The sequence below is a fragment of the Spirosoma lacussanchae genome, from assembly GCF_005870035.1.
Classification (GTDB): Bacteria; Bacteroidota; Bacteroidia; order Cytophagales; family Spirosomataceae; genus Spirosoma; species Spirosoma lacussanchae.
In genome coordinates this window covers 230,715-250,736 of record NZ_SWJG01000004.1, presented here as the reverse complement: position 1 = coordinate 250,736, position 20,022 = coordinate 230,715, and the positions used below count along the sequence as shown (strand labels likewise).

Below are 20,022 nucleotides of genomic sequence, written 5' to 3'. Positions count from 1 at the left end.
CTAATGACTACCGAAGAAGCATATCAGGAAGCCCTCCGCCGGATTAAACAAGCCCGACGAACAGCTGCAACCCAATTAGACTTAAGTGGCCTGAATTTAGTGCAAGTACCGAAAGAAATACGGGCCTGTTCTAATTTGCAAAGCCTGGACTTGAGTGGTACCTCCGTTAGTCAGATCGAGGACCTGCCAGCGGGGCTGCAAAGCCTGGACTTGAGCTTTACCTCCGTTAGTCAGATCGAGAACCTGCCAGCGGGGCTGCAAAGCCTGCACTTGAGCTATACCTCCGTTAGTCAGATCGAGAACCTGCCAGCGGGGCTGCAAAGCCTGGACTTAAGCTATACCTCCGTTAGTCAGATCGAGAACCTGCCAGCGGGGCTGCAAAGCCTGGACTTAAGCTATACCTCCGTTAGTCAGATCGAGAACCTGCCAGCGGGGCTGCAAAGCCTGGACTTGAGCTTTACCTCCGTTAGTCAGATCGAGGACCTGCCAGCGGGGCTGCAAAGCCTGCACTTGAGTGGTACCTCCGTTAGTCAGATCGAGAACCTGCCAGCGGGGCTGCAAAGCCTGCACTTGAGCCGTACCTCCGTTAGTCAGATCGAGAACCTGCCAGCGGGGCTGCAAAGCCTGCACTTGAGCTTTACCTCCGTTAGTCAGATCGAGAACCTGCCAGCGGGGCTGCAAAGCCTGGACTTGAGTGAGACCTCCGTTAGTCAGATCGAGAACCTGCCAGCGGGGCTGCAAAGCCTGCACTTGAGCTTTACCTCCGTTAGTCAGATCGAGAACCTGCCAGCGGGGCTGCAAAGCCTGCACTTGAGCCGTACCTCCGTTAGTCAGATCGAGAACCTGCCAGCGGGGCTGCAAAGCCTGGACTTGAGCTATACCTCCGTTAGTCAGATCGAGAACCTGCCAGCGGGGCTGCAAAGCCTGGACTTGAGCTATACCTCCGTTAGTCAGATCGAGAACCTGCCAGCGGGGCTGCAAAGCCTGGACTTGAGTGAGACCTCCGTTAGTCAGATTGAGGACCTGCCAGCGGGGCTGCAAAGCCTGTACCTGACAGGAAATAAGACTCGAAATATTCCTACTGAGTTACTAGGAAAAAACTATCGAGACAATTGTCTTGGTAATGTTAGGGCCTGGTTCTCTGATCTAGCTGATAAATCAGCCCTCAATCAGATGGTGAAATTTATGGTATCTGGTAACAGTAATGTGGGTAAAAGTAGTCTGCTCGAAGCGCTGAAAGCTGGAAAAGCCCAGCCAGGTAAGGATAGTACACATGCTATACGAATTGAATCACTGCCACTGTTCAATGGCATGGTGCAGGGAGTTGTTTTTGATTTTGGTGGACAGGAAATCTACCATGGTACCCATCAGCTGTTTTTACGATCGCGGGCCGTACAGGTGATTGTTTTCGATGCTGAGACAGAAGCCATTAGTTTGGCTCAGGACCGCCGGGGAAAGCGAGGTGATACCAACCGCAACAAAATACTGCCCGATTGGCTAGATAACCTTGAGCGACTGTCGCCAGACAGTGCTTTCGTGGTGGTTCAAAATAAAACGGAAACCCAAACGCCCGTACCAGCTACTACGCAGGCATTGGTGAATCAGCTTGAGGCTGAGCAGCAGGTATGGACAGCTCGGGTGAGTGCCTGCTCGGGCCGTGGCATTGCAGGCCTGATTGGCACGTTAACTGAAGCTGCGCAGAGCCTGCCTGAGTACAACATGCCTTTTCCGGCTTCGTGGCTTGCCGTTCGTGATTATTTTATACGCAATAGTCAGCAAGAAATAACCAAGCGGGAGCGTCTGGTTGCAAAATCGGATTTCTTTCAGCTCTGTCGTCAGCACCAAGTATTGACTGGAGCTGAGGAGGTGCTTTTGCAGTATTTGCACAACACAGGTATTCTTTATTTTGATGAACAGTTTCTGAACGATACTATTATTGCCGATCAACAATGGGCTATAGAAGCCATTTACGAAGTGCTTGATCGGGAGGGACGGCTGTACGATGAACTCGCTAATGAGACATTCGGTAAGAAGCGGCTAAAATATTTATTTGACTATTTTAAAACCCAGTACACGGTTGCCGAACGACGATTGTTTGTGCGCTTAATGGAAAGCTGCGGACTATGCTTTCCATTAAATGAAAGGCGCTACGAGAGCGTGACCGACGATACCTATTATTTGTTCCCGCAGTTCCTAGACGAGAATCTACCCAGTTCGGCTGAACAGTTCCTCAAGGACAATCTGAATAAACAGATTTATCAGCAAAGCGTGCCGTTTTTGCCGTATTACCACATTCAGCAATGCATAGCCCGCTGGGGGGCAAAAACAGATTTTCGAAATATCTGGCGAACGGGACTGTTGGTTGACTTAGCGCATGAGGGCCGGTTCGTGCTGGAGGCTGATTTGATCAATAATACACTTACGCTCAGTACTGATTGTATATCAGGTGAAACTATTACCCAACTACAAACCGATTTTACTTACCAGAACGCCAACTGGCAACTAACAAGCGGGCAACCAGCGCTTGCTCGTGAACCAGAGCCTGTGCAGACCTCGTCGCAACCACTGATCAAGACCGTACCCGATGTAGCACAGCCTAAAATTCGAAAATTGGTTGTTTCGTTTGCGAAAGAGGATAAGTATTATGTGGACCTGCTACGCAAAAAAGTGGCAGCTCGCAAAACAATCGAGTTATGGTATGATCGTCATCTGACAGGGTGGGGAGACTGGGACAATCAAATAAAGCAGCATTTCTTAGACTGTGATGGATACATTATTTTTCTAAGTGACGCTTATATGGATGCAGAAACCAAGACGTACATCCATAAAGAGGAAGTGCCGATTATGCGCAGGCGTTTCGATGACAAGGAAGCTTTTGTGATTGTCATTAACGTAACGGAATTTGATACACAGGATACGGACCTGGAGCCGTTTTTGCGTTTCGATAAAGGTGCAGTGATGCCAAGCCCTGATGAGCAACCAAAAGAAGCTAGTCAGTTTTTAGAAAAATTCATCCGTAATAAGCTTTACAACGATTTTCTTAAAGAAAATTCTTCTGATTGAACCTGCTCTTACGATACTTATATGGCTTGTAAAATTTTATGAAACCGACACTGACGCTCGAATACTGCCCTAAATGCGGCTGGCTGCTGCGGTCGGCCTGGATGGCCGACTCATCGCGCTGGGAAAACAGCACCTGCTTGTCATCGTTGTAAGCGATCTCAAGCGCTTGTTCGTTGTTGTAAAAAAAGAGGGTGATCAGGTCATTTCCCTGGCCGGATGTATGGCGATTGATGATCAGGTCTTCCCGAAGAAGGTACCGGTGGATGGTAATTTTGAAGTCTGACCCGAACGATAATTTACGAACGTAACCCTCGCCCAGATGATCGGGTACGACCAGGAGGCCGTCCCGTACCGTCGCCTGAATATGACGGGCGAAGTAGGTAATGAAGTCAAAATCAGGGGTGGCGTGGAAACTGAATATCATAAGCGCAGCGCTGAATGGTGTCAGAGTTGCGTAATATGATAAAACTGTACTTTATGAACCTAACTCCGGCGCAAAAAATATGTCGTCTGGCAAAAATGCTTTCTCAGCTGGACATACCCACCTGAGAAAGCATCAGGGAGTCATGTTTCGTTATTTCAGGTACCACCTATGCCGCTTTGATGGCTGATCTGTACGAATCAGCTTCCAGGCCGTTACAACGAAATGCCCGATGGTTTCGGCAAGCGGTAGAACCTGCCTATGGCAGTCATCCGGGTGCTCAGAGGTTGATGTTCTTCAGAATGAGCGCCCGTAATTGCTGATCATGCTGGTCGCCCCACTGCCCGATGACCCTAATAATAGGTATGAGTGATTTGCCCAGATCAGTAAGATAATAGTCGACTTTGGGTGGAACAACCGGGTAAATTACCTTTCCCACCAGTTCGTGGCTTTCCAACTCCTTAAGCTGTACGTTCAGCACGCGCCGTGAGGCACCCGGAATTTTCCGCTGTAGCTCGCTGGGGCGCTGAAAGCCTTCGTGAATAAACCACAAAAGCCGCATCTTCCATTTCCCGTACAGGACTTCGCCAATCAGGTCGAGCCCGCAGTTCAACTCAGGGAGTGTTTTTCGTTCGTACATATGACAAAGATAACCAGGTGCCCTGCGCCGGTCAATAGGGATAAATTTGTCCCTATCTGATTCGTAAGTCCGTACTTGTCAGCGCCTGTCATACGCCCGAAATTTGTCCCAAACAAATTGACAACGTTATGGACGTTACCAATAACAACGAACTGGCCGGTAAAATTGCCCTGGTTACCGGAGGTAGCAAAGGGACAGGTAAAGCTATCGCCGATCGCCTGTTGACAGCGGGTGCCACGGTAATCAGCACGGCCCGAAACAAGCCCGAAGACCAACCGGATGACATCCATTTCATCGCTGCCGACTTGATCAAACCGGACGGTACCCAACAGGTAATTGATGAAGTACTCAGTACATTCGGCCATCTGGACATTCTGGTTAATAATATGGGTGGCTCCGAGACGCCGGGTGGTGGGTATGCCGTACTGTCCGATGCGGATTGGCTCTTATCGCTACAAACGAATCTGCTGGCGCCCGTGCGACTGGACCGGGGGGTACTGCCCGGCATGATCAGACGCGGGGCAGGAGTTATTGTTCACATCACATCCATCCAGGCGAAATTGCCCCTGTATGACGCCACGTTGCCTTATGCTGCTGCGAAAGCGGCCCTGGTCAATTACAGTAAAAGCCTGTCAAATGAAGTAGCTCCGAAAGGGGTACGCGTGCTCACCGTATCGCCGGGCTGGATTATGACCGAAGCATCGAGCCGAATGATGGAGCGTATTGCCGAAAGCTCAGACGTCACTGTTGAACAGGCGGCTCAGGGGGTAATGAATGCTCTGGGTGGCATTCCGGTTGGCCGGCCAGCCTAGCCACAGGAAGTGGCTGAATTAGTGGGCTTCCTGGTATCGCCCCGGGCGGCCTACCTGACCGGCACCGATTTTGTCATTGACGGCGGCACCATACCCACCATATAGTCCGGGATGCTCCAAACCAACATTCCTGTCGAATCTGTTTACTCAACCATATACCTTATACCAATGAACCTCCCTGACAACATAGCAGGTCTCATCAAGGCACAGAATGACCTGAACAGCACCGCCTTTGCTGGATTTTTTACCGCCGAAGCCCTGGTCTCTGACGAAGGATCATCCTACTCGGGCCGGGATGAAATTAAGCAGTGGATACAGCAGGCGGCCGAAAAGTACCAGATGCAGCTAAAACCACTGGATTTCAATCAAAACGGCCCGGTGGCCGAGCTGACTGTCGAAGTAAGCGGCACATTTCCCGGAAGTCCGTCAGTTTTGCAATACCACCTTAAACTGGATGGCCCGCTTATCCGTTCCCTACGAATTTCAGGTTAAAAGGAGCGCATAAATTCTAAATAGCTCCGGAAAGCAGTTGGCTCAGTCCGTGAGCCAACTGCAATACCATGAGTTAAACGAATGATGATACAATGATTGGCAAATCGGTTTTTATATGGGCCGCTTCGGTTTTGGGAGTGCTGGTGTGCTCAGTGCTTACCCTGGCGCAACCAACAAGTCCCAGGAACGACAATGACCCAGCCCGGCGAATAAAAATTGCCCCCGAAAGCGTTTTTACTATGTTTCGCGAGGCTGGCATGAAGCCTGTTAACCACGAGTTGACACCCGCCCAAAGCGAGCAGGTGAGCAGGGCTTTTTCCCGATTGCCCCCGTTACATCAGCGACTACTGAGGCAGCATCTGCACAGCATCAGTTTCATGGATAATATGCCGAATACAGCATTGACGTCGCTCCTCGATTCCGGGAACGGGCCAAAACAGTTCAATATTACGTTTCGGGCGGGCTTGCTGGATGAGACCATCTCCGAATGGGCATCGTGGAAAGAGAATAGCTGCTTCAACCGGACCGCTGATTCTAGTTATGCTATGCGGGTCGAAGGGGGGAGTCTGGACGCCCTCCTTTACGTATTGCTCCACGAAGCTACGCACGTCGTAGATGCGGTGATGGGCCTCACCCCGCCAACTTCGGAGAGACACGCGCTCATTGAACCGACACCATTTACCAAAGATATTTGGCGCACGATGAACGCGCCTGTTGAGAAATACACCGATCTGCTGCTGGAGCAAACCCGTTTCCGGAGCGGTCGGCCGATGGCAATCAGCATGGCTCCGGACGTGTATCGGAAACTTGCGCAAACACCTTTTCCGTCCTTATACGGTATGGCAGCCTGGTCTGAAGACATTGCCGAGCTGGTGACGATCTATCACCTCACTACCCACTTGAATCAGCCATTTTATGTAGCTGTCACGAAAAATAATGTCGAAGTGGCGCGATTCGAGCCCATGAAAAACCCGCTGGTCAAGCCGCGTTTAAAGCAACTGGCGACTTTCTATGCACCCTGATTGTCTGTGACTGAAACTAGCCTGCTCCCAACAGCCTCTTACGGACTCGTCTGTGTTCTTTAGTTACTCGTGTTGATAACTTCGTACCGGGCGCGTACGAACATGAATACGCCGTAGCAAAATAAGCCTATTGCTACGGCGCCGAGCAGATACGAGCCGTAACTGGATTTTTCCAGGAAGGCAAACGCATGGCTACTGCCGCCGGCTTCGCTGGCATTAGCCGCCATGGCCGCTTTTATGAATAAGTAGCCGATAATTCCCCAGACAACGCCCCGCGCGATGTACCCCAGCTTACCGGATCGGATGATCATCTCCTTTAGCTCCGTCTTGATGGAAGAGGTCTGAACATTTTTCAGGTACTTACCCGACAGGGCCCGGTAGATCTGGTATAGCCCGATGCCAATGATACTCAGGCCAATCAGGCCGACGAGCCATTGGCCAAACGGTTGCTGCAGCAGTTCCCGAACAAGGGTCTGGCGCGTATCTCCACCCTGACTTCCCTGGCTACCCAGTACCATCCGGAACGATCCATAGGCCAGGAATCCATAGACCAACCCGCTGAAAGCGTAGCCTACCCGGCGACCGATGCCTTTAGCGTCGGTTCCTTTGTTTTCGTTATCCAGAAAAGCCTGGGTTAGCCGCCAGAGGGCGTAGCAGACCAGGCCGATGGCCACCAGGGCCAGCAGACCCTGCCCAAACGGTTGTTCGAGTATGAATCGAAATATTCCCTGTTTGTTGAGGTTACGTTCCGTACGACCACCTATTTCGAAGGCCGCCATAAACGCGAGTATACCTACCAGGCAGTAAACAACTCCTTTGGCCGCCAGACCAAACTTAGCGAAACGCTTTACCCATTGGGGCTGGGTAGAAGGTATGTGGGAAGAGAGGCTGGATAAGGTTGTCATCTATATCGCTCGGTTTGCTGTACCAATCAGAATTGATTTAGGATCATAAATGTTTTGTGTTTCTCAGAAATACAGGGCCTTTACGATAGGAATAAAGCAAGGAAAGCCATGGGGGCGGATTTACGCTGTCGTTGAAAACAAGGAAATCTTCTGTTAGTCCTGTCAACTGCCAGACTGGCTCAGGTAGGGAATAGGTTTATTGCCGTTTTGCCAGCCAGAGCGACGCGTTAATGTGGAGTGCTGGGAGGTGTATCCGGAGGGGGCATCACCCGACCAGCCGTTGAACAGATTATCGGCCGTATCGCCGATACCATCGTCAGACGGCGAGCTGTCTCCTACGAATACGATTCAGCCACTGCCGTAGGTAAAATCCCCTTATTTTGGCTCGATCCGGAAGATAGACGAGGTTTCGATCGTGGTGTCTTTCTCGGTAGTGGCTTCACAATAGCCAACCACCGGAAAAGGAACATAATCGATAAACTCGCGCAGGTTGGTGAAGTACTCGGTTCCGTAGCGCTGGGTATTTTTATAAAAGACCAGGTTGTTGATAAAGTATTTGCCGGGGAAGTGTTCAGCCATGATGGCGAACAGACCCGGGAGCTGCGGCAGCACGTACCAGGTCAGTTCGGCAAATAGAATAGCGTCAACCTGAGGATACCGGGCTAGGTTCTCGACCCGATCAGCCGTAAAGGAAAGGTGCGGAAACAGGGTCTTTGCCCGGCTGACGGCCGTTTCTGACAGTTCAATCCCCTGGGGAATAATGCCCGTTTGCCGGTAAATCTCCTGGGAGTAGTACCCCAGACCGCTGCCACACTCCAGCACCGACTGAATGCCAAACTGTTTGAGGTGCAGAATGCCAGCCTGCCGCGAATAGGGGTTGGGCTGTTTATCCTGCATCCAGGGCTGGTCGAACTGCTGATACATCTCGTCAAATCGTCCGATAAACTGACCGTCTTTGATGACATAGTCGTGGTAGGTCTCCTGCTGGCTCATGGTATAACGTTTCGTACTAGTTTGTAAACTAGATGTACCATGTGTCTAGTATAGTTGTTTAGGGAAAATCATCGCTCCGGGTTCGTAGTAAAACCGGATTCATCTTAGCTTTACCCACCAAGAGTACACTGCAACTTACCTAGTCAACTTATGCCGCTTCGTTCGCAAGACTGGTTTGGCCGTACCGGTAAAGACGGCTTTATATATCGGGCCTGGATGAAAAACCAGGGTTTTCCGCACCACGAATTTGAGGGCAAACCCGTTATCGGGATCTGTAACACCTGGTCTGAACTGACGCCCTGCAACGCCCATTTCCGGGAGCTGGCCGAGGCCATCAAACGGGGTGTATGGGAGGCCGGCGGGTTTCCGCTCGAGTTTCCGGTGATGTCGCTGGGTGAGTGCCAGATCAAACCCACCGCTATGCTGTTCCGTAACCTGGCCAGCATGGACGTGGAAGAAAGCATCCGGGGCAACTCGCTCGATGCGGTTATTCTGATGTGCGGCTGCGACAAAACAACACCGTCGCTGGTAATGGGAGCCTGTTCGGTCGATATTCCAACCCTGGTCGTATCGGGCGGGCCGATGCTGGCCGGGCGGTTCCGGGGGCAGAAGATTGGTACCAGCGACCTCTGGCGGTTTGCCGAAGCCTACAAAATGGGGGAGATGAGCCAGAACGACTTCATCGCGGCTGAGGCCAGCATGGCCCGCAGCCAGGGCCACTGTGCCGTTATGGGCACCGCCAGCACGATGGCCGCCATGGTCGAGTCGCTGGGATTGGCCCTGCCCGACAATGCCACGATCCCGGCCGCGGATTCGCGCCGGAAGGTGCTGGCTCATATGACCGGTGTACGGGCGGTAGAACTGGCCCGCGAGAACATCAAACCATCTGATATCCTGACGCGTCAGGCGTTCGAGAATGCCATTGTTGTCAATGCAGCCCTGGGCGGATCGACCAATTTTATTCTGCATTTGCTGGCCATTGCCGGCCGGGTAGGGGTCGACCTGACGGTCGATGACTTTGACCGGCTGTCGGCCAAAATTCCGCTGCTGACCAACCTGCAGCCCTCGGGCGAGCACTTTGTCGAGGATCTGTTCTATGCGGGTGGTCTGCCCGCAGTGATGCATGAACTCCGTCAGTACCTGCATACCGACGCTATCACGGTAAACGGCCATACCATCGGGGAGAACTGTGCCGATGCGCAGTGTTACGACCCGGCCGTTATCGCCACCATTGACCAGCCCTTTAAACCCGAATCGGGTGTAGCCGTCCTGCGCGGTAACCTCTGCCCCAATGGCGCAGTGCTGAAGCCCTCGGCGGCCTCGCCCCACCTGATGCAGCATACGGGCCGGGCCGTGGTTTTCGAAGATATCGACGATTACAAAGCCCGGATCGACGACCCCGACCTGGACGTAGATCCCGACAGTGTGCTGGTACTGAAAAACGTGGGGCCCCGCGGGTATCCGGGTATGCCCGAAGTGGGTAATATGCAGCTGCCGGCAAAAATTCTGGCTTTGGGCGTACACGACATGGTCCGGATTTCGGACGGACGCATGAGCGGAACGGGCTTCGGTACGGTGGTGCTGCACGTCTCGCCAGAAGCGGCTGTGGGAGGTAATCTGGCACTGGTTCAGAACGGCGATCTGATCACGCTCGATGTGCCCAACCGAAGCCTGCACCTGCACGTCTCGGACCAGGAACTGGCGGCCCGGCTGGTTCACTTCAAACCCATCAATCTTGGCTACGACCGGGGTTATGTGAACCTCTACATCCGCCATGTGACCCAGGCGCACGAAGGGGCCGATTTTGACTTTTTACGGGGCGGTTCGGGTAGCGAGGTTCGTCGCGATTCGCATTAAAGTATCTATGCTTTTTTCTGAACAAACCGCCGTAATTACTGGTGCCGGTACGGGCATCGGTTTTGCCATTGCCCGGGCGCTGGTTAGCCAGGGGGCCAACGTGGTGCTGAACGACTATAATGAGGAATTAGCCCGGCAGGCCGCCGATACGCTGACCGAAACCGGCCGGGGTCAGGCCTGGGTCGGACGGTGTATAGCCTGTGCGGGCGACGCATCGGAGGTTGGTTTCATCAATCAACTGGTCGAAACGGCCGTGGCTACGTTTGGGCGGCTCGATATCGCCATTGCCAACGCTGGCATCACCGTTTTTGGCGACATTTTTACCACCACGCCCGACGCCTTTCAGACGATCGTAAACCTGAACCTGCGGGGGAGTTTTTTTCTGGCGCAGGCGGCTGCCAGCCAGATGCGTCGGCAGCCCGACGGCGTTCGGGGCCCGGGGGGCAGTATCCTGTTCATGTCGTCGGTGGTTGGGCATCTGGGCCACCCGGGCCTGCCGGTGTACAGCATGACCAAGGCCGGCCTCGAAATGCTGGCCCGACAACTCGTCATTGACCTGTCGCCCCTGGGCATTACGGTCAATGCGATTGCCCCTGGCGCTACCCTGACCGAACGGACCCTCGATGATCCGACCTATGTCCCGATCTGGTCACGGATTACCCCCATGGGGCGCCCGGCTACGGTCGAGGATATTGCGCAGGCGGCTTTGTTTCTGGTTTCGCCGATGTCGCGCCATATTACGGGCCAGAGTCTGGTGGTCGATGGTGGCTGGACGAGCGTCGGTATCCCGCCGGTTTAGACCCAGTGGTCGTACTGCATATACCGGGCGGTTTCGTCGGCGACCTCTTTGCCCAGTAGTCGGCTCACTACGTACAGCGACATGTCGATGCCCGCCGAGATGCCTGCCGATGTAACAACACGGCCCGTATCGACCCAGCGGTCGACGGGTTGTACCGTGGTCGTGGGAGATAGCTCCGACAGACTATCCAGTGCCAGGTAGTGCGTCGTCGCGGAAAGGCCGTCGAGCAGACCCGCTTTGGCGAGGAGTAGGGAGCCCGTACAGACCGAAAGGACCAGCTCGGCCCTGGCAGCCTGCCGCCGTATCCAGTTCACAACCGCCGGGTTATCGACTTCCCGCCGGGTACCATAGGGCGTACCGTCGCTTTGATAGCCACCCCCGCCCGGAATGATCAGCAGGTCGGGTTTGGGGTGGTCATTGAGCAGATACGACGGGTTAATGGACAGGCCGTTGCGGGCGTACACGGGACCACGCTCCGCCACGGTGAATACCTGAAATGATTTTGGGTCGGCTTTGCGGTCGGCGACACCGAAGACTTCAAAGGGACCCGCAAAGTCGAGCACCTCGACTTCATCAAAAAGAAGGATAGCTACCTGACGCATAGTGGGCGTGTTGACCAGTTATTTTTTCCCAAGCGTAATCAGAACGACACCGGCCACAATAACGGCCGCCCCCATCAGCGACTGCGAGGAGATCGCTTCCCCGGCAAAAGCTGCGCCGAGCAACATGGCCACAATGGGGTTCACATAGGCGTAGGTAGAGGCCAGCGTGGGCGGAGCGTTGCGCGCGAGCCAGGAAAAGGTCGAAAAGCCGACAATCGACCCAAATACGATCAGGTATCCCAGCGAATAGAGGGCCTTGGGCGGGGCGTCGAGAATGCTCAGCAACGATATCGGTTCAACGACCAGGGCTGCCAGGATCAGTACCGTTCCGCCCGTGAGCATCTGCATGCCGCTGGACAGGGCCGACGAGGCCGGCATGTTGACCCGCGGGGTAAGCAGGGTACCGAACGCCCAGCCGGTGTTGGCAATCATGGTCATACACAGCCCGATCAGCAGCCCGTCAGAGCCTCCGGGAATAACCAGTTTGCCCGGCTGAAACAGGATGACCACCCCCAGCAGACCCAGCGCCGACCCCGCCAGCGCCTGCCTGGTAGGCCGTGCCCGTGCATAAAACAACCAGTTCAGAACCAGCACAAAGACGGGTAACGTGGCTACCAGCAGCGCGGTCAGGCCCGTTGGCAGGTAATGAAGCGCCGTTCCGATGGCGCCGTTGGCCACGGTCAGAAAGAGAAGTCCCAACAGACCGGTGGCCCGCCAGTTCGACAGGGTAGGGCGGGGCGCACCTGACAGTCGGGCGTAGCCATAGAGCAAGGTGCCTGCTGCTACAAACCGCATACCGGCCATGTAGAGCGGGGGCATGCGCTCCGTCATGAAATGAACAAAGAGGTAGGTCGACCCCCAAAGGATGTAAACGGTAACGAGCGCAATCCAGAGGGTAGTTCGATTCGAGGCAGCAGGTACTGGCGTTGTAGAAACTTGCATAATGGGGCGGCTTACTGCAGGTGTAACAGCCAGCGCCCGTTTTTTTTATCCCTGCCGACTCAATTATTCACGAATTCTTCATTCTGTTTTATAAAATCATGATAAGGTATAAATGGGGCTTAGTAGAAAACTTCCTTGTTCTTGGCCTGCAGCTCCCGGATCTGCCCCGCATACGGGCTTTTCATCGCTTCCGTCCCAAACATCGGGTTGCTGCTTAAATACACTTTCCTGAGCGATCTGATCTGCGTAAGCACTGTCGGGAATTCCTGTAAGTTATTGTTACTGAGGTCGAGCTCTTCCAGTGCGGGAAGCGCTGCCAGCACCAGCGGAGCCACCGTTATCCAGTTGTAACTCAGGTCCAGAACGCGTAGCCTGCCCAGCCGGGCAAAGTCGGCCGGGAGCTGGCTGATGCGGTTATGATGCGCAAACACCACCTGCAGTCGTCGGAGTCGGGCCAGCGATGCCGGCAGTTCGGTCAGGTCGTTATGTGATAGCGCGAGCTGTTCGAGTCGCTTCATCCGGCTGATCTGGCGAGGGATTTGGGTTAACTTATTGTAGTACAGATCCAGTACCCGGATGTGTTTCAGCCGGCGAATCTGTTTGGGTAGCTGAGTCAGGCCGGCGTTGTACAGGTTCAGGTCGTTGAGCCGGCGCAGGCTTTTCAGCAGCCGCACGTCCAGGCTGGCCAGCTGGTTGTTGCCCATCCAGAGGCTTTCAAGTCGTTTATTCTGGCGCACGGAGGCTGGTATACGCGTCAGCTTGTTCCCCTGCAGGTTGAGCGAAATCAGGTGTTTATTGGGCGTTATGAACACACTATCGTCCGGAATGGCATTGTACAGTACACTCAACTGCTGCAGGCTGGGAATGTCGGCCATCAGGCGGGCGGGCAGAGCGGTCAGGCTATTTCTCGACAGATCCAGCTCCTTCAGTTTCGGGAAGCGGTACACCACCGCCGGAATCGTTTTCAGGTTGAGCTGATTGAACGCCAGCATAGTTACGGTGTCGGGGCGGGTTGTCTGCCCGGCGGCTTCGAGTGTACTGATGATGCCCGCCCCCCGGCGAACCGTGCGCCTGTCCGGTACGTGTCCTACCTGCAGTACGCTCTCCCAGCGAAACCCGGTCAATGTCCGGAGTGGAAATCGATTTTTACCGTAATACTCATAGAGAACGTCAAGAATCTGTTCTTCCTGCCGGGCGGTCAGCTCCGGAGCCGGAAATGAACAGAACACCCAGGCATAGGTGCCGTCGGGATTAATGAACTCGCGGGTTTGCAGTAGGATGCCCGGCACGGGTAAGCGCTTTTTATGGGTTTCTGCAAACTGAAACAGTTGTCTCGTTGCCCGGGAAAGCGAGTCGATGAACCGTTTGGGTTGCTGCGCAAATAAGCCCTTCTCGCCGGGTTTTCGGGCCAGGGCGGCCGGGTATTTCATCGTCAGCTCAAATAAGGGTAGACCCAGCCGGGTGGTGTCGCGGAGCAAAACAACCCGGGTTTGCGCCTGACCGGTCAGCGACAGCCAGCAGAATAAAGCAATCAGCGAAACGGCTTTCATGGAACAACGGAAAGTTTAGGTACATAACGATATTTTTAGTTTGTTAGATGTAAAAAGAGACCAGATTCCACACCATCTACTTTGTATTCGCGTTTCTGGTCAGGAATCCGGTCTTCACTGAACCTCCGCTGACTGCTGAAACCAGCGGGGGGCTGGGGTTGTAAAAGCTAAGCTATCGGCTAGTTTTTCTTGCCGCTGCCTACCGACGATGCTGGCTGTTGCTCAGCAATCTTTTTGGCTGCTTTGGCAAAATCACCGGCTTTGATAATGGATATTTTAGCCGGGTCGATGTGCTTTTTCATGGCTGCATTCACCTGCTCAGGCGTCAGGGATTCCATTTTCTTTTCGAAATCGGCATCCCAGGCCATGGTGCGATTGAGGTACAGGTAATTGTTGAGCGTGCCCACCAGCGATGGGTCCTGCGCCCGCGACACCACCCGCGACTGGAGCAGACCCGACCGGGCCGCCTGAATCTCGTCGGCGGTAAAGCCGTCTTTAACCACCTTGTCCAGCTCTTCGCGGAAAGCCTTCTCGAGTCGTTCGGCGTTTTCCGGGTTGTAGATGGCGTAGGTCATAAACATGCCGGTTTTATCGAGCGGGTTGGCCTGCAGCTGCGAACCAACGCCGTAGCTGATTCCTTCTTTCTGCCGAATGCGAACGGCCAGCCGGGAGTTCAGAAAACCCCCACCCAGGATGTAGTTGCCCAGCACCAGCGCTGGATAGTCGGGATCGTCGTCGCGCAGCGGGATGTTCACCCCGGCCACCATCAGGGCGTTTGCCTTGTCGGGGGCTTCGATGGTCTGGGGCGTTGGCTTGATGTCGTAAAAAGGCGATACCAGTCGGCTGAAGGGTTTCTTCGCTTTCCAGGTTCCCAGTTCACTGTTGACCATCTTCTTCACCGCAGCCTCGTCGAAGTCGCCAACAACAGCCATGGTGGCGTTCTGAGCTCCGTAGAAGTCTTTGTGAAACTGCTTCAGATCATCGAGTTTGGTGGCGTTGATAGCGGCTACCTCTTCGTCGGGTGTCATCGTGTAGCGAACGTCATCTTTGGCGTAGGGGCTCATCTGCCGCTGAAAAGCGGTGAAAGCCAGCGCCTGGGGTTCGGACCGCTGCGACTCGATACCGGCCAGCTGCTCCTGCTTGAGCTTCTCGAACTCGTTGGCATCGAAGACCGGATTCTTGAGCACATCACTAACGAGCTTCACCACGGCGGGCAGGTTTTCTTTAGTGGTCTTGATGACCACGTTAACCTGGTTGCCGCCCCCGAACACATTCACCTGAGCCTTCAGTTTGTCGAGTTCGTCTTTGATCTGCTGACGGCTGCGGGTGGTTGTGCCTTTGTCGAGCATGGAGGCCGTCAGGGCCGAAATCGTGCCTTTATTGGCCAGGCTTTTCTGGTCGCCGTAGCGCAGCGTGAGCCGGGCGTTCACTTCATTGCCACGGGTCGACTTGGGCAGCAGGGCCAGCTCGATCGTGTTGGGCTGCTCGGACCGGCGCGTACGCCCGTCGATGTTGGTCGGAGAGGGGTCGAAAGCCTCGCCCTGAGCCACCAGTGCCCGGCCTTTATAATCCTTGACCATGGCCGCAATATCCGGCGCGCTGGGTACCTCGACCCGATCCGGATTGGGTTCCGGAATAAACAGGCCAATGGTGCGATTAGATGGTTTGAAATAGAACTTGGCCACCCGCTGTACGTCGGCAGGCGTCACTTTCTCGAGGGCGTCGCGGTAGAGAAAGCCCAGCCGCCAGTCGCCGGTAGCGATGTATTCACTCATGGCCAGCCCTACGCGTTCGGCGCTTTTGAAGCTTAGTTCAACGTCTTTCAGGAGTTTGGCTTTAGCACGCTCCACCTCTTCTTTGGTGGGCGCTTTGATCGTTACCGAATCGAGGGTGTTGAGCAGAGCGGCCTGGGCGTCTTCGATCGACTTCTCCTTCAGCATCTCGACGGCGAAATATACGTAGCCAGGGTCTTTGGTCGTAAACGAATACCCGTACTGCTGCGACGCTTTTTTGGTTTCGATGAGGGCTTTGTACAGCCGGCCCGATGGTTCGTTGGTCAACAGTTCGGTCAGCACGTCCATGGCCGGGTAGTCGGGGTGCGAGCCGGGCATGATGTGGTAGAGCGCCGACACAACTTTGGTGTCGCCTACCCGCCGGAGGGTTACCGACCGTTCGCCGTCCTGTACTGGTTCGATGCTGTAGGTGGGCTGTAGCACCCGGGTTGGGCGCGGAATAGGGCCAAAATACTCGTTGACCAGCGCCAGGGTCTTGCCTTCATCGATCTTCCCGGCTACGACCAGCACGGCGTTATCGGGCTGGTAAAACTTCTTGTAAAAAGCCTGTAGGTTCTCGATGGGTACTTTTTCAATATCAGAGCGGTTACCGATGGTCGAGTTACCGTAGGTGTGCCAGAGGTAGGCTGAGGAGACTACCCGTTCGTTCAGCACGTTTTGCGGGGAGTTTTCGCCCATTTCAAACTCGTTGCGTACCACGGAAAACTCGGTAGCCAGGTCTTCTTTCTTGATGAACGAGTTGACCATCCGATCGCTTTCGAGATCCAGCGCCCACTTCAGGTTCTCGTCGGTAGCCGAAAACGTTTCGAAGTAGTTGGTTCGGTCGAGCCAGGTGGTGCCGTTGGGGCGGGCGCCGTGGGCCGTCAGTTCCTGCGGAATGTTGGGGTGTTTGGTCGATCCCTTGAAGACCATATGTTCCAGCAGGTGAGCCATACCGGTTTCGCCCAGGCCTTCGTGCCGCGAGCCCACGAGATAAGTAATGTTTACCGTAATCGTTGGCTTCGATGGGTCCGGAAAGAGCAGTACCTTGAGGCCGTTTTTGAGCGTATACTCGGTAATGCCTTCTACGGAAGCGCCTTTAGTGACCCCGGCAGGCAGAGCTACGGCGGCCGGTTTGTCCTGAGCCGATGCGGGCAGCAGGCTACCGGCCAGCAGGGTGGCCGAGAGCAGTCCCCGGTAAACCCGTTTAGTAAACGTAGTCATAGAGAAAACCAGTTAGTTGGGTAGTGTGAAAACTATCTGTATAGTTACGATGATGTTACACCCTTGTCAACGGTTTTGTGCTGGTTTTTCTAAAAAGTGGATGAACGGTAAGGACGCAGGGACAATCAACCCTCAAACCATTGGCGGAAGCTGGCAGCCCGCTCTTTACTGACTTGTAGTTCGAGCTGATCGCCCGGTTTTTTCAGCATGATTTCGATGCGGCCGGTATGGTGGGGTCGGTAGCCAGCCACGGCCTGCAGGCTCACCAAAAACTGCCGGTTGGCCCGGAAAAAACAGGCGGGGTCGACCAGATCCGTCAGCTCGTCCAGCGTGCGGTAGTCGGTCACCAGTTTGTGGCCGTCTGTCGTGTAGAGGTAGATCAGTTCGTTGCGGGTGAAGCAGACGACCCGGTCTTCGGGCACCGATATGATCTGCCGCAGGTAATGAGCCGTGAACCGGCGTTTAAAGGTGGGCTGGGCGGGGGTGTTGAGCTGGCTCAGGAACGACTGAAAATGGGTCGCAAAATCGGCCCCTGTCGGTTGCCAGCGATGGTATTTGGCCAGGGCGTTCGCCAGCTCATCGGGATCGATGGGTTTGAGCAGGTAATCGAGGCTGTTAAGCTTAAAGGCGCGGATGGCGTATTCGTCATACGCGGTCGTAAAGATGACGGGCACGCTCAGGTTCACCTGCTGAAAGGCGTCGAAACTGACACCATCCGCCAGCTGGATATCGGCAATGATCAGGTCGGGCCGGTGCTGGCTGAGGTAATCTACCACGCTGGCTACGCTGCCAAGGGGGCCATCGATTCGGGCGACTGGCTCGGCCTGGGTAACCAGTTTCAGCAGCTGACGGGCCACCAGCGGTTCGTCTTCAATGAGGAGGATTGTCATACCGTTTCGAGCGGCTTCGGGGGCGTAATTCTGGCTGCAAAGCTAATCGGTTTAGACTAAGACCGTTATTCAATGTAAATCCTGTTACACGCGGACGCACAGGTACGTAACTAATCCACCCGTAAACTATCCGCTGTACGACCAGCGACTAATCACCAAAATAGCTGCTGGATAACGCCCGAAAAACTTGTTACGATTTTTAAACAGATAGAGACGAGTTTACCTGGAATTCGATTTGAAACGAATCATCAGGTTGGCTGAGAACAAAAGCAACAACTTTGAACCTGTTGCCGAGCGGATAATCAACCAGTTTGAATACGAGCGTTTTAGGTTAGTACTTGCATATTTGGCTCATTATATGTGCACCTTAGATAAGCTATGTTGAACGAGTCGGCTAGGCCACTACACTCACTCTCCGCCTGCGCCAATGAGCTCTATCGTTCGCTTCAGCGCAGCGTCTTTAGCCCCATCCGGCTCAATGATAACATCTGGCATAATACCTTGTGCCTGACTGGAGCCAGCATCCAGGATCAGCCGGTAAGCAGGGGTACTAATTTCATACTTCGTGTTAGGCAAAGTCACTGTTGGGAAACTGCCCCCGTTGTTGCCATTGTAGCCCCCGCCTGACTGCTGACCCACAAAACGCGCGGAGCTATGTTGTTTGAGCCACGAGGTAACCATGGTTGAGGCTGAAGCCGTATAACCATCGGTCAAGACATACACCTGCCCCTCGAAGGGATGCTTGCTGGGCCTATAACGATACACAAACGCTCGGCCCAGCGCCGTCTTCTGGCCCCGGTAAAACTGACCCACATTGTACTTAAGCTTGGAGAGAGCGAGATAGAGTTTGCCTTTGCCGTTCAAGTACTGCCAGATGGATGGCTTAGGCTGGAGAATGGTGTAACTAAACGCTACATCCTTCAGTAGGTGTTGGGTAAGCGCTACGGCACTCTGGCGATTACCACCCAGGTTGTCCCGTAAATCAAGAATAAGCTGTTTCGCTGGCGTCTGTTCCAGATAACGGAAGCTCTTCTTGATTAGAGCCCGATCGTTTTTGCGAAACTCGGTCAGTTTCAACACAGGAACGCTTGAGGTTAAGTAAAAGACGTTATCCTCATTACGAAAAAGCACCTGGTCGGCAGAGGAAGAAGACGTATGGGGTACGCTTGGTGGCGAGCTGACGGCCTGGAGCAGCAACGTTGTCGTGTCCAGACGCATCGTGTACTGAGCGGGATAGTTCAAGTACTGCGATACCAGCCATGAACTGTTTTTGTTGAAGACGGCGGTCGACAGCGCCGTTGTGGCCCCGTCACTGGCATAGAGGTGGCGGATCTCGTCTACAAGCTGTTGGGCGGCAATGCCGTTGATTGCCTGTACGGCCCGGTTAAGCGTATCGACTAAAATTCCGTTTCGGATCCACAGCGAAGACGGGAAGAACACTTTGTTCGTTTTGCCTGGTTCTGTAGGGACTTTACTAATGCGGGTGTGCACACAGCCCATGCGGAAGATGGCTTCCCTGAGCAAGCGCTGAAATTGGGTAGAAGTCAAACTGTCTTGCTGATTGGCCTTCAGCTTTTGTAGCAGGGGGAGCAGGGTGACCTTTGGATGAGCCGGGTTGTAATTGACGGGGTGTCCGTTGACCAGTATTCGCTCAAGAAAGGTAAGATCTTCAAGAGCCTGGCTTTTAGCTATCTTCTGGGCCCATAGGCTGGAGGTTACCAGTAGTGAAAAAGTAAGGGTAAAGAAATACTTCATAGGATGGCGTGTTTGCCCGGCTTCTGTTACAAGCAAGGTTCCTCTGGCATTCAATACTCCCCCTGTTTGGAATCCTAAGTTGTTAGTGTAAGCCGACTTGTATTGAAGGTATTTAACGTTCAACAACTTCCGCCTGTGAGGAGCGAACTTTGTCTTGCCAAACGAATTTACCAACGCTTAAGGGAGGACGAAGCAAATATACTATTGAGCCCTGGATCGTTCCCTGTCTGACCACGTGCATACGAGTGTCCATACACCGTTTAGTGAGCCGGTTTTGAGTGAG

15 protein-coding genes and 1 pseudogene are annotated in these 20,022 nt (G+C 54.0%); 6 read left to right on the top strand and 10 right to left on the bottom strand.

The window, feature by feature from the left end; genetic code table 11:
* The first annotated feature begins 3 nt into the window (after positions 1–3).
* Positions 4–3,063, top strand: a complete 3,060-nt coding sequence (locus FBR45_RS16910) for a COR domain-containing protein (RefSeq protein ID WP_138504428.1) — start codon at positions 4–6, stop codon at positions 3,061–3,063.
* On the opposite strand, the gene FBR45_RS26910 is transcribed toward FBR45_RS16910, so the two are convergent.
* Together FBR45_RS26910 and FBR45_RS16895 are read right to left on the bottom strand one after the other, a co-directional pair.
* A complete protein-coding gene (locus tag FBR45_RS26910; RefSeq protein ID WP_246082277.1) occupies positions 3,041–3,487 on the bottom strand; it encodes a hypothetical protein in 447 nt (148 codons plus the stop codon). The two genes, FBR45_RS16910 and FBR45_RS26910, sit on opposite strands and share 23 nt — an antisense overlap.
* A gap of 277 nt (positions 3,488–3,764) precedes the next feature.
* Entirely contained in the window at positions 3,765–4,124 is a 360-nt protein-coding gene (locus FBR45_RS16895) for a winged helix-turn-helix transcriptional regulator (RefSeq protein ID WP_138504426.1), read from the bottom strand.
* A 128-nt stretch (positions 4,125–4,252) separates the two neighbouring features.
* Between FBR45_RS16895 and FBR45_RS16890 the strand changes: the two are divergent.
* The 3 genes and pseudogenes from FBR45_RS16890 to FBR45_RS16880 all read left to right on the top strand — a co-directional run bounded on the left by FBR45_RS16890 (position 4,253) and on the right by FBR45_RS16880 (position 6,450).
* A pseudogene (locus FBR45_RS16890) lies at positions 4,253–5,041 on the top strand (SDR family oxidoreductase).
* Between the two features lie 63 nt (positions 5,042–5,104).
* On the top strand, positions 5,105–5,428 hold the full coding sequence (locus tag FBR45_RS16885) for a nuclear transport factor 2 family protein (RefSeq protein WP_138504424.1): 324 nt from the start codon (positions 5,105–5,107) through the stop codon (positions 5,426–5,428).
* Positions 5,429–5,667: 239 nt separating this feature from the next.
* Positions 5,668–6,450, top strand: coding sequence for a hypothetical protein (locus FBR45_RS16880; RefSeq protein ID WP_246082276.1), 783 nt, complete (start codon positions 5,668–5,670; stop codon positions 6,448–6,450).
* 59 nt (positions 6,451–6,509) lie between these two features.
* Here FBR45_RS16880 and FBR45_RS16875 read toward each other — a convergent pair whose 3' ends face one another.
* Both FBR45_RS16875 and FBR45_RS16865 read right to left on the bottom strand, forming a co-directional pair.
* Positions 6,510–7,355: a DUF1206 domain-containing protein gene (locus FBR45_RS16875; RefSeq protein WP_138504420.1), complete on the bottom strand. Its 846-nt coding sequence runs from the start codon at positions 7,353–7,355 to the stop codon at positions 6,510–6,512.
* Between the two features lie 375 nt (positions 7,356–7,730).
* On the bottom strand, positions 7,731–8,348 hold the full coding sequence (locus FBR45_RS16865; protein ID WP_138504418.1) for a methyltransferase domain-containing protein: 618 nt from the start codon (positions 8,346–8,348) through the stop codon (positions 7,731–7,733).
* A gap of 150 nt (positions 8,349–8,498) precedes the next feature.
* On the opposite strand from FBR45_RS16865, the gene FBR45_RS16860 reads away from it, so the two are divergent.
* Both FBR45_RS16860 and FBR45_RS16855 read left to right on the top strand, forming a co-directional pair.
* Positions 8,499–10,205: an IlvD/Edd family dehydratase gene (locus tag FBR45_RS16860; protein WP_138504416.1), complete on the top strand. Its 1,707-nt coding sequence runs from the start codon at positions 8,499–8,501 to the stop codon at positions 10,203–10,205.
* 7 nt (positions 10,206–10,212) lie between these two features.
* A complete protein-coding gene (locus FBR45_RS16855; protein ID WP_138504414.1) occupies positions 10,213–11,004 on the top strand; it encodes an SDR family NAD(P)-dependent oxidoreductase in 792 nt (263 codons plus the stop codon).
* On the opposite strand, the gene FBR45_RS16850 is transcribed toward FBR45_RS16855, so the two are convergent.
* The 6 genes from FBR45_RS16850 to FBR45_RS16825 form a co-directional block, all read right to left on the bottom strand.
* Entirely contained in the window at positions 11,001–11,606 is a 606-nt protein-coding gene (locus FBR45_RS16850) for a DJ-1/PfpI family protein (protein WP_138504412.1), read from the bottom strand. The two genes, FBR45_RS16855 and FBR45_RS16850, sit on opposite strands and share 4 nt — an antisense overlap.
* An 18-nt stretch (positions 11,607–11,624) precedes the next feature.
* Entirely contained in the window at positions 11,625–12,548 is a 924-nt protein-coding gene (locus FBR45_RS16845) for an EamA family transporter (RefSeq protein WP_138504410.1), read from the bottom strand.
* A gap of 119 nt (positions 12,549–12,667) precedes the next feature.
* Positions 12,668–14,098, bottom strand: a complete 1,431-nt coding sequence (locus FBR45_RS16840; RefSeq protein WP_138504408.1) for a leucine-rich repeat domain-containing protein — start codon at positions 14,096–14,098, stop codon at positions 12,668–12,670.
* 179 nt (positions 14,099–14,277) lie between these two features.
* The gene (locus tag FBR45_RS16835; RefSeq protein WP_138504406.1) at positions 14,278–17,094 is read right to left on the bottom strand and encodes a M16 family metallopeptidase; all 2,817 of its coding nucleotides are present in this window, start codon (positions 17,092–17,094) and stop codon (positions 14,278–14,280) included.
* 125 nt (positions 17,095–17,219) lie between these two features.
* Entirely contained in the window at positions 17,220–17,984 is a 765-nt protein-coding gene (locus FBR45_RS16830; protein ID WP_138504404.1) for a LytR/AlgR family response regulator transcription factor, read from the bottom strand.
* A gap of 408 nt (positions 17,985–18,392) precedes the next feature.
* Positions 18,393–19,739 carry a S41 family peptidase gene (locus tag FBR45_RS16825; RefSeq protein ID WP_138504402.1) on the bottom strand — a complete coding sequence of 449 codons (1,347 nt, stop codon included), beginning with the start codon at positions 19,737–19,739 and terminating at the stop codon, positions 18,393–18,395.
* Between the last annotated feature and the right edge of the window lie 283 nt (positions 19,740–20,022).